Here is a 9997-nt window from a genome sequence, read left to right as displayed (position 1 = left end):
ATCTCATAGCGGATTTTGCGGTCAGGCGGGTTGATTGTGGATCGATGGCACACGAAGAAGCGGACAGCTTGCAACAGTACCCGCGATCAAATCGTCCAAACCTGTTACAATGATTGTCATGACAGCCATTTCTGTGTCACAGTGGCATCCTGCGCTGCGCGCCGCTTTCTGGATGGCAGGAGCGTTACTCTCATTCAGCGCTATGGCAGTTGGCGGACGCGAGCTTGCCGCCGAACTGACCACGTTTCAAATCCTTTTCTTTCGCAGTCTGATCGGCCTGTCGGTCATCGGCGCGTTGGCGCTACAACAAGGTGGCGTCAACCGTTTACAAACTCAACGCTTGCCGTTGCACGTGGCGCGGAATCTGGCCCATTTCGGCGGGCAGTACGGCTGGTTTTACGGATTGGCTTTCATCCCCCTGGCCGAAGTCTTTGCCATTGAGTTTACCGTTCCGTTGTGGACTGCGCTGCTCGCTGCGGCGCTGTTGCGCGAGCGGTTGACCCGCGTTCGCATGATGGCAGTAGCGCTCGGCGTAATGGGCACGCTGGTGATTCTGCGTCCTGGTGTTGGGATTGTCCATCCGGCGGCGCTGGCAGTGTTGCTGGCGGCATTTGGCTATGCCACCGCGCATACGTTGACCAAGAAGCTGGTGGCAACCGAGGCACCGCTGACAATTCTGTTCTACATGACGCTGATTCAGTTACCGCTGGGTCTCTTCCCGGCGCTGGCTGACTGGCGATTACCTTCTCCGGGTGGGTGGCCGTGGGTGATCGCAGTTGGCGTTTCGGCGCTCACTGCGCACTACTGTATGGCGCGCGCCTTGCGTCTGGCCGATGCTTCGGTGGTGGTGCCACTCGATTTTCTACGCCTGCCATTGATCGCACTCGTTGGTGCTCTGTTTTATGGCGAGACAGTGACGTGGTCGCTGGCGATTGGCTCATTGCTGATCCTGGCCGGCATCGTGATCAATCTCCGCGCCGAGCGGCAGTGAGCCGCATTACGGCTATGCTACAATACCGATGAAGACTCGTGAGGATAGCACTGTTCTATGGAAGAGCAATCTGCGGTTAGCGGCGGTCATATTCTTCACCACATTGTCAGTTTTGGCTATCTGTTACGCGAAATGGGGATTGCGGTCAGCCCTGGTCAGATCGTTGAGTTGATCGAGGCGATCGAGCACGTCGGCTTGCTACGGCGCGAGGATTTGCGCGCTACGATGCGGTGCATGCTGGTGCTGCGCAAAGAAGATCTGCCGCTGTTCGACACCGCATTCGAATTCTTCTGGAAGAAGGCGCTAGGGATCGATCTCGAACGTGAAATGATGCAGATGCTGCTGCCGCAGGTCAAGATTCCGCGTCGTCAGTTGCGGTTACCGCGGCGCCAGCCCGCCGTCGATGATGCCGACTCGACCGAGGGACAAGAGCGGGAAGAGATTGAGATTCAGCTTACCTTCAGTCGCGATGAAGCTCTGCGCACCAAAGATTTTGCCCAGTGTACGTGGGAAGAGGTGCAGGCTTGCAAAGAGTTAATTAAGCGCATGGAGTGGCAGATTAAGCCACGCCGCACTCGCCGTCGCCGTCCGTCGCGTGTGGGCCGCTTGCTCGATATGCGCCGCACATTGCGCCAGAGCTGGCGTTTCGGTGGTGAAGCAATTGAGCTGTCCTGGCGCGACATTCGCACCGAGCCGCGACCTATCGTCCTCATTTGCGATATTTCTGGCAGTATGGAGCGCTACTCGCGAATTTTGCTCCAGTTTGCCCACGCCATTTCAGCCGGCTTGGGTGATGTCGAGACGTTCGTTTTCGGCACCCGCCTTACCCGGATCACTCGTCAGTTGCGTTACAAAGACATCGATGACGCGATCGACGCGGTAAGCAAACATGTGGTGGATTGGAGTGGCGGCACTCGCATTGGTGAAGCGATCAAGGAATTTAACTACCGCTGGGGGCGGCGCGTGCTCGGGCGCAGCCCGGTGGTGCTGTTGATCAGCGATGGCTGGGATCGCGGTGACCCAGAGCTGCTGGCCCACGAGATGGATCGTCTGCAACGTTCGTGCCACCGCTTGATCTGGCTCAATCCGTTGCTTGGCACACCCGGCTATGAGCCGCTTACGGTGGGTATGCAGGCTGCGCTACCGTTTGTTGACGATTTTCTACCGGTGCATAATCTGGTCAGTCTCGAACAGCTTGGGGCAAAGCTGGCCTCGCTCAGTGAGCAACGACCGGCGCGCCGCCAGCGGGTTATTGCCGCGCGAGGTGTATGATGAGTCACCCGTTACAGTTAAAGGCCGAAGCTGATGCCCTGATTGCTCGGGGTAAGGCGCTGATTGCTACCGATCTACCGCAAGCGACTGATCTGCTTAATCAGGCGGTGAAGCTCTACTGGGCTGCCGGCGAATACTACAGCGCGGCGGCCCAAACCGGCAATTACGGCTGGGCGTTGCGACGAATGGGGCGGCCCGATCTGGCCCGTCCCTATCTGGCCCGCGCTGCCGAGATTTTCGCCGATCTCGGTCTGGCCGATTTTGCCGAACGGCACCGGGCTGCGGCTGAAGACGTGGCTGCCGATCTCACCCCTGAGTTTCTGGCCAGCCTGCCACTGGCGGTGCGACAGGCGATAGAGCAGGGTGATGGGGCGGCATTGCAGTTTGCGATCAATCGCCTGGCGCCTGACGTTCAACAGACGGTCATTGACCGATTAGCGGCAATCGGTCTGATCAGCCTGGCCGAGAGTGACGAGGATGCGGCGCAGGCTGTGCAGCAGTTTGAACCACTCTTGCAGGCCATTGCTACCATTGCGCGCGGTGACGAGAGCGAGCGGCCCGATGTTGAGCGGGCGCTGGACGATCTCGAGCGGAAGGGTTGGCGCATTCGAAAGGCGGTGCGTCAGATCTGGCAGGGTGAGCGTCGGCGGCAACGGTTGACGTATGGCCTCGATGCGGTCGATGCGGCGATCGTCAATCGTTTGCTCGATATTCTGGCGGCGTAGCCGGTTATCAGAATTGTTGTCGCGCAAGCGCTTCTCTGCCGATTGAGTCCATTGCCAGAGTATCCTTCCGAAGCTGATGCGTGTTAAATGCGTCTCCACATCGGCATATCTTCCGACAGGATGGCAGTATCACTTGCTACCGCAAGCCCCGTCATAGTAATAGTGCGTCTTTTCACGCTATCCTTAAATATCGCAGGCCGAATCATCGCGCAACCTCGACGATCCGTCAGTTGCGTCGATGTATGGCCTGGAATCATTATCCGTAGCGCTCTGTCAGGTTAGACGACCACTGCTTGGAGCGAAAAAACGCTGCAATGCGGCTAGTGTCTCGGCTGGCGCTTCTTCTGGAAGAAAATGACCACCCGGCACGCTGTGACCATGCACCTCTGTTGCATATTCGCGCCATACATTCAACACATCGTACTTGCGCCCGATAAAACCTTTCTCGCCCCAGAGCACCAGCAATGGACAGCGTATGTTGCGACCGGCACGCACATCTTCTTCGTCGTGAACCAGATCAATTGTCGCTGCCGCTCGATAATCGGCGCAACTGGCCGCAATGGTTGCCGGATTGCGAAAGCAACGCGTATACTCAGCGATTGCTTGTTCGGTGAAAGCGATAGGAGTTCGTCCCCAATGCGCTAATTTGCTACGCACCCAGAACTCGGGATCGGCTTCAATCAGTCGTTCAGGCAGTGGCGCAGGTTGAATGAGAAAGAACCAGTGATAGTACGCCGTAGCAAACTCTCGATCGGCGGTCTGATACATATAGCGAGTAGGGGCAATATCGAGCACTGCGGCGCGAGTCACCCGGTCGGGATAATCGAGGCACATGCGATGAGTGACGCGCGCTCCCCGGTCGTGGCCGACCACTGCAAAGTGGCGAAAGCCTAACTGCTCCATTAGCTCAACCATATCGGCGGCCATCGCGCGTTTGCTATACGTGGCATGCGTCGGATCGTCGGCAGGCTTATCGCTGTCGCCGTACCCGCGCAAATCTGCAGCTACAACCGTGAATGAGGCTGCCAGTTCCGGCGCAATCGCATGCCACATCGCATGTGTTTGTGGATACCCGTGGAGCAGTAACAGTGGCGATCCACTGCCGCCAATGGCGCCGGCGATTGTCACGCCGCGTACCTTTCTGGTGAAAGGGGTAAATCCGTTAAGAATTGTCACGCTACACTCCCTTCCTGGTTGAGAGATTTGTTCTTCATAGATTGTTTTCATAGGGTATAATCCATGGTATCCTGATTCAGCACAACCATTGACCACAAGTATAAGGAGGAAACGACGTGGTTTCTCGTATGCGAGTGATCGCCCTTGCGGTGTTAGCGTTGTTCGTGGCTGCTTGCGGGTCTGCGCCTGCCACTGCGCCCACGGTTGCTCCGGCTGGCGGATCGGCGCCGGCTCCAGCTCCTGCACAGACTCTTCGCTACGCTTTCGGTGGCGGGCCTGTAGGTGGTGTCTTCCAGGTCTACGCTGATACCCTTTCACTGATTATCAAAGAGAAGGTTCCTGGAGTAGACATCACTGCGGAAGGCACCGGTGGATCAGCCGAGAACCTGCGTTCAGTGCAGTCTGGCGATCGGCAGTTCGGCATCGTCTATTCGGGTGATGTTGCGTTAGGCGCTTTGGGACAGCTCCCCGATGATCCGCAAGTCTATGACAAAGTCATGCCGATCGCGCCGCTGTATGGTGGCGTTGCGCACCTGGTTGTCACCGAGCGGAGCGGAATCACTTCAGTGAGCGATCTGCCTGGAAAGCGGATTGCGCTGGGCAATGCCGGTTCGGGTGCGGCATTGAGCGCAGAACGATACTTCAAGGCATTAGGTCTGTTCGATCAAATTCAGATCGAATACCTGGGCTATTCACAGGCTGCTGCAGCGATGGCTGATGGTCAGCTCGATGGTTTCTGGGTATTGGCCGGTTTCCCCAACGCTTCCGTGCGCGAGGCGGCGGCGGCGACTAAGATTCGCCTGATTGACATTTACACTCCCGGCCTTGAGGGTGGCTTTTTTGAACAGTACCCCTTCTACTCGCCGCGCGCATTGACCGGTGGCGCTTATGACGGTATGCCAAATGATGTGATGAGTTTCCAGGATACTGCGTTGTGGGTTGCTAATGCTGATGTGCCCGAAGATATTGTCTATCAGGCGCTGAAGGCGGTCTATCTTGAAGGTGGTCTCGACCGATTGCGTGAGGCGCATCCTTCAGCGAGCGAAATGGGTTTGGAAGTAGGCATTACCGGTATCGCCAACAAATTGCACCCCGGCGCGGTTAAGTTCTGGACTGAACAGGGTGTGCAGATCCCTGATAACCTCAAGTAGTACAAATGACTGTTAGGTGGCAATGGTGGTGCTGAAACGGATCCGGAGGGGGCAATTGCTCCCTCCGCTGCGCTGCTTAAAAAGAGGAATGGTATGTCCAGCCAACAACCATCAAATCTTCCTGGTATGTCAACCGGCGACGAGGTCGATCAGGAAAAGGTGCGTCAGTATCTCGAGCAAGAGGAAAAACCGACTCGCACACTCAATCGCTTCTGGAGTGTGGTTGTGGCGCTGATCGCGCTTGGCATGGCGGGTTTCTATATCTATACCGCCGGAACGCTGCCGGCGCCGGTGCAGTGGCAGCGTGGCATTTACGTCATGCTGACGTTTATCCTCGTCCTCTTACTCTATCCGAGCTTTGACAAACGGAGTCGGCTCCAGCCGGCAATTGGCGGATTTGCTGACCGGTTACCGGGGCCGTTACGGGCAATTCTGATGCCGCGAGGCGGGCCAACGCTGTTCGATCTTTTCCTGATCGTTGTTGTAGTGATCGTCGTTGGCTATTTCATTCTCAACTATCCGGCATTACAACGGCGAGCCGGCGCTTACAATCCAACCGATTTTACCGTCAGCATCATTGGTCTGATCGTTTCGCTCGAGGTGGCGCGTCGGGTGTTAGGCTGGTCGATGACGTTGATCGGGATCTTCTTCATCCTCTATTTGCGTTTTGGTTTTGTGCTCTACGATCTGCCTATTCTCGACACCTTCGCTCATCGCGGGCAGCCCTGGCAACGGGTAGCGACGGTTCTCTTCCTTGATCAAGAAGGTGTGTTCGGCGTGATGGCCAATGTGCTGGTCAGCTACGTCATTCTCTTTATCTTCTTCGGCGCGTTTCTCAACAAAGCCGGTGCCAGTCGCTTCTTTATCGATTTGCCATTGGCGCTGGCCGGTCGCAGCACCGGTGGGCCGGCTAAAGTAGCCGTATTATCGTCGGCGCTGTTTGGCTCAATTTCAGGTAGCGCGATTGCCAATACGGTGAGCACTGGCACGTTTACCATCCCGCTGATGAAGCGGGCCGGCTTTCGCCCGCATGTGGCCGGCGCTATCGAACCATCAGCCTCGATTGGTGGCGCATTTATGCCGCCGGTTATGGGCGCCGGCGCGTTCTTGATGTCAGAATTGACGAATACCCCCTATTCGGTGATTGTCACCATCTCGATTGTGCCGGCGATCCTCTACTTTCTGTCGGTGCTCACGATGGTGCATTTTGAGGCCAAAAAATTTGGTCTCAGCGGCATAAAAACTGAACATACTGCATGGGAAATTATTCGCAAAGAGTGGTATCTTTCGCTACCTCTCATTGTGGTAATCTTCATGCTGGCGCGCGGTTTTTCGCCCGGTTATGCCGCGTTTTGGTCGATTCTATCGTGCATTCCCCTGATGTATTTGCTGCCGGAAAACCTGGCCGATTTCAAGAATCCAGCAGCGCAAGGCGGCACGATTGTGAATGCCTTTGTGCGCAGTACCGGACGGGTAATCCAAACGATTAATGAGGCAATCCAGAAAGGGGTGCGTGATACGCTGGTGATCGGCGCTACGGTTGGTGTGATCGGTATCATCGTCGGCACGATCTATGCGACCGGGGTTGGCCAGCGGTTTGCGAATATCATCGTGAGCCTCAGCGGCGGTAATATCCTGGCGGCAGTTCTGTTAATCGGCCTTGCTTCACTTATCCTTGGCATGGGTGTGCCAGTGACGGCAGCGTATCTGATCACGGCTGTGATTGCAGTGCCGGCGCTAAGCGATCTGGGTGTGGCTCTTCTGGCCGGTCATATGATTGTCTACTGGTTTAGCCAGGATAGCAATATCACGCCGCCGGTCTGTGTGGCAGCCTACGCCGGGGCTGCGATTGCCGGCGCCGATCCGTGGAAAACTGGATGGACATCGTTTAAGTTTGCCAAATTACTCTACGTTATGCCGATCCTGTTTGCCTTTACACCCGAGATTTTGATGATCGGCGCCACCGGTAAACCGCTGGTCGATGTAGAATGGGGTAAAGTTGCCATGTCGTGGTTCTCGGCGACGCTCGGCACAATTGCCTTCTCGACAGTGTCGATGTTCTATCTGGTGCGCAAGACGACCTGGTGGGAATGGATCATTGCCGCCATCGGCACGTTTCTCTGCTTCTGGCCGAACCTGATCACCGATCTGATCGGTGTGGTGATTGTCGGCGGTGTCTGGTTCTGGCAGTGGTACGATGTGCGTCGGCAGAAGCAGGCTAGGGTGCAGTCGAGTATGGCAGATTAGGCAGGGAAGGGATACAGGCATGCACGAAGTGATCGAGGCGATTGAGCGCTGGCTGGCGCGTGGTGAACAGGTTGCAGTAGCGACGGTTGTTCGCGCGATGGGTTCGTCGCCGCGTCAGGTCGGGGCCAAGATGGCCGTCTCTTCTGGTGGATCGATGATTGGCTCGGTGAGTGGTGGTTGTATTGAGGGCGCCGTCTTTGAAGCCTGTCAGGAAGCTATCGCAAGCGGGCAGTCGCGCTTGCTCCATTTCGGTGTCGCCGACGAAACGGCGTGGGAGGTGGGACTGGCCTGCGGTGGCTCGATTGATGTCTTCGTTGAACCCTTGCGCTAGACGAGGATGCCGATGACGACGTTTTATGAGTTGATGCGTGATGCAGTGCGCCAGGGTCGGCCTCTGGCGATAGTGACGGTGCTGGCCGGTGGTCCGGTGGGGGCGAAGCTGGCGCTAATGCAGGACGGTCAAACGTTTGGCGATCTCGGCGATGCCGGGCTGACTGCGCAGGCGGTGCAGGCGGCGCTTCCATTATTGTCTCAGGGCGAGACGCGAACCGTGAATCTGACGCCGGATGTTACCGTGTTCGTAGAGAGTTTTGTGCCGCCGCCAACACTGTTTATGGTTGGCGGTGTGCATATCAGTATCGCGCTGGCGGCAATGGCGAAGGTGGTCGGGTTTCACACGGTGGTCATTGATGCGCGCGAAGCTTTCGCCACTGGTGAGCGATTCGCTCACGTCGATGAGCTGATTATCGCCTGGCCTGACGAGGCGCTGGCCGGACGGCTCGATGCGCGCAGTAGTGTGGCGGTATTGACGCACGATCCCAAGCTTGACGATCCGGCGCTTCGGGTAGCTTTGCGTTCGCCGGCGCGTTATATCGGCGCACTGGGCAGTTCCAAGACCCATGCCCGTCGCCTTGAGCGGCTGGCTGCCGAAGGCTTTACTCCGGCGGAGTTGGCCCGCATTCACGGCCCGATCGGTTTACCGATTGGCGCGAAGACGCCTGAAGAGATTGCTCTGAGTATTCTGGCCGAGGTGGTGAAAGTTGCCCGGCTCGGTTCACGAGCAGAGGAAGGAGCATCATCGTATGCCACCACTTGATCGACGACAGGCCGAATTACTCTACGAAGGCGCGCAGGCGCTGGTGCGCGGCGACAAAGCGCGCGCGCGCGAGCTGTTGCTTGAGCTGGTCGAACTCAACGAGCAGATCCCGGAAGCGTGGCTCTGGTTGAGTGGCGCCGTTGACGATCCCGAAGACCAGCGTGTCGCGCTCGAGAATGTGCTGGCGCTTGACCCCGATAATCCCTACGCGAAGCAGGGTTTGGCGTATCTCAGCGGTCAGGCGTGACGCTGGTGGAAGTGCGATCTGAAGGGCAGGCACTCTGCGCTTTACAGGTTGTTGTCCTGTCAGATGCACTGCCCGGCCCTCGTAGTGTCTTCGGTGAAGACGGAATATGCTTCCCTCCAGGCTTGCAGGATCCCTTAACTTCTTCGTTGCTCCTCACTTCGCCGGCAGTGAAATGGGAATGCTTTATCTCTTGCGCGCAGTGGGGAGCAGAAAACCCGCAGTGGGCGTTTGAGACGAGCGAGTTCGCGTGTCCAGCTTCATCCTTTGCTCGCGGCGGGGCGCGGAAAACCTCCCGGTGTTGAGACACGACGCGGAGCAATAGCCGGTTCCCGAACAGTTTTTGTGTGGCGCAATCATCGTCCGCTGCAACGGAACTATGGACGCAGCGGAGGCCATCCGGCGTCTTCTGGCGTGCTGGAACGCGGCGGGGTAAGACACGACGCGGAGCAATGGCCGGTTCTCCGGCAGGTGTTGCGCGGCGCAATTATCGCCCGCTATAGTGGAGTTATGGACATAGCGGGTGGCATCCGGCGTCTTCTGGCGCGCTGGGATGCGGCGGGGCAACTACCCGTGTGAGGTATGACGCAATATCCTTGCCGTTGTCAGTGCATCTCCGTTGGTTCTCCCGTTGTCCTCCAATCCATCAGCAAACGCCGCGGCGCGGTGGCCGGTGGCGCGAGAGGGGCGCAGTCGTCGCGCGCTGGGGCGGTTGCCGTGGCGCGGAAGACCCCTGCGCTCAGAGTTGAGGCACGAGGCGGGGCAGGATCCTTCGGTTGGCCGCTCTCCTGTTGTTCTCCAATTGTTCAGCAAACGCCGCAGCGCGGTGGCCGGTGGCGTGAGAGGCGCGCAGTCGTCACACGCCGGGGCGGTTGCCGTGGCGCGGAAGACCCCTGCGCTCAGAGTTGAGGCACGAGGCGGGGCAGGATCCTTCGGTTGGCCGCTCTCCTGTTGTTCTCCAATTGTTCAGCAAACGCCGCAGCGCGGTGACGCGAGAGGGGCGCAGTCGTCGCGCGCCGGGGCGGTTGCCGTGGCGCGGAAGACCCCTGCGCTCAGTATTGAGGCACGAGGCGGGGCAGGATCCTTCGGTTGGCC

General features: G+C 57.9%; 10 protein-coding genes. 9 read left to right on the top strand and 1 reads right to left on the bottom strand.

Annotation, left to right across the window (positions count from 1 at the left end):
• Positions 1 to 118 precede the first annotated feature (118 nt).
• Genes Q0650_RS16635 through Q0650_RS16625 form a run of 3 tightly spaced genes read left to right on the top strand, consistent with a single transcriptional unit; the run spans position 119 to position 2988 of the window.
• On the top strand, positions 119 to 991 hold the full coding sequence (locus Q0650_RS16635; protein ID WP_298820993.1) for a DMT family transporter: 873 nt from the start codon (positions 119 to 121) through the stop codon (positions 989 to 991).
• Between the two features lie 57 nt (positions 992 to 1048).
• A complete protein-coding gene (locus tag Q0650_RS16630) occupies positions 1049 to 2263 on the top strand; it encodes a VWA domain-containing protein (RefSeq protein WP_298820991.1) in 1215 nt (404 codons plus the stop codon).
• Entirely contained in the window at positions 2263 to 2988 is a 726-nt protein-coding gene (locus Q0650_RS16625) for a tetratricopeptide repeat protein (protein ID WP_298820989.1), read from the top strand. The genes Q0650_RS16630 and Q0650_RS16625 overlap by 1 nt, the downstream gene beginning before the upstream one ends.
• A 273-nt stretch (positions 2989 to 3261) precedes the next feature.
• On the opposite strand, the gene Q0650_RS16620 is transcribed toward Q0650_RS16625, so the two are convergent.
• Positions 3262 to 4164, bottom strand: coding sequence for an alpha/beta fold hydrolase (locus Q0650_RS16620; RefSeq protein WP_298820987.1), 903 nt, complete (start codon positions 4162 to 4164; stop codon positions 3262 to 3264).
• Between the two features lie 116 nt (positions 4165 to 4280).
• Here Q0650_RS16620 and Q0650_RS16615 point away from each other — a divergent pair, with 116 nt between their 5' ends.
• The 6 genes from Q0650_RS16615 (at position 4281) to Q0650_RS16590 (ending at position 9481) form a co-directional block, all read left to right on the top strand.
• Positions 4281 to 5315 (top strand): TAXI family TRAP transporter solute-binding subunit, encoded by a 1035-nt coding sequence (locus tag Q0650_RS16615; RefSeq protein ID WP_298820985.1) that lies wholly within the window; start codon positions 4281 to 4283, stop codon positions 5313 to 5315.
• Positions 5316 to 5408: 93 nt separating this feature from the next.
• The gene (locus Q0650_RS16610; protein WP_298820984.1) at positions 5409 to 7562 is read left to right on the top strand and encodes a TRAP transporter fused permease subunit; all 2154 of its coding nucleotides are present in this window, start codon (positions 5409 to 5411) and stop codon (positions 7560 to 7562) included.
• 19 nt (positions 7563 to 7581) lie between these two features.
• Positions 7582 to 7893, top strand: a complete 312-nt coding sequence (locus Q0650_RS16605) for an XdhC family protein (protein ID WP_298820983.1) — start codon at positions 7582 to 7584, stop codon at positions 7891 to 7893.
• Between the two features lie 12 nt (positions 7894 to 7905).
• Positions 7906 to 8658, top strand: a complete 753-nt coding sequence (locus Q0650_RS16600; RefSeq protein ID WP_298820981.1) for an XdhC family protein — start codon at positions 7906 to 7908, stop codon at positions 8656 to 8658.
• Positions 8645 to 8905, top strand: coding sequence for a hypothetical protein (locus Q0650_RS16595; RefSeq protein WP_298820979.1), 261 nt, complete (start codon positions 8645 to 8647; stop codon positions 8903 to 8905). The genes Q0650_RS16600 and Q0650_RS16595 overlap by 14 nt, the downstream gene beginning before the upstream one ends.
• Positions 8906 to 9247: 342 nt before the next feature.
• Positions 9248 to 9481: a hypothetical protein gene (locus tag Q0650_RS16590; protein WP_298820977.1), complete on the top strand. Its 234-nt coding sequence runs from the start codon at positions 9248 to 9250 to the stop codon at positions 9479 to 9481.
• The last annotated feature ends 516 nt before the right edge of the window (positions 9482 to 9997 follow it).

This window comes from uncultured Chloroflexus sp. (genome assembly GCF_937129525.1).
Classification (GTDB): Bacteria; Chloroflexota; Chloroflexia; order Chloroflexales; family Chloroflexaceae; genus Chloroflexus.
Note: the sequence above shows the minus strand (reverse complement) of the source record. Positions and strands in the feature narration are given on the sequence as shown.

Coding starts and splice junctions, on each gene's coding strand:
- Q0650_RS16610 (WP_298820984.1), top strand. CDS start 5,409: ATGTCCAGCCAACAACCATCAAATCTTCCTGGTATGTCAACCGGCGAC.
- Q0650_RS16595 (WP_298820979.1), top strand. CDS start 8,645: ATGCCACCACTTGATCGACGACAGGCCGAATTACTCTACGAAGGCGCG.
- Q0650_RS16630 (WP_298820991.1), top strand. CDS start 1,049: ATGGAAGAGCAATCTGCGGTTAGCGGCGGTCATATTCTTCACCACATT.
- Q0650_RS16635 (WP_298820993.1), top strand. CDS start 119: ATGACAGCCATTTCTGTGTCACAGTGGCATCCTGCGCTGCGCGCCGCT.
- Q0650_RS16625 (WP_298820989.1), top strand. CDS start 2,263: ATGAGTCACCCGTTACAGTTAAAGGCCGAAGCTGATGCCCTGATTGCT.
- Q0650_RS16605 (WP_298820983.1), top strand. CDS start 7,582: ATGCACGAAGTGATCGAGGCGATTGAGCGCTGGCTGGCGCGTGGTGAA.
- Q0650_RS16600 (WP_298820981.1), top strand. CDS start 7,906: ATGACGACGTTTTATGAGTTGATGCGTGATGCAGTGCGCCAGGGTCGG.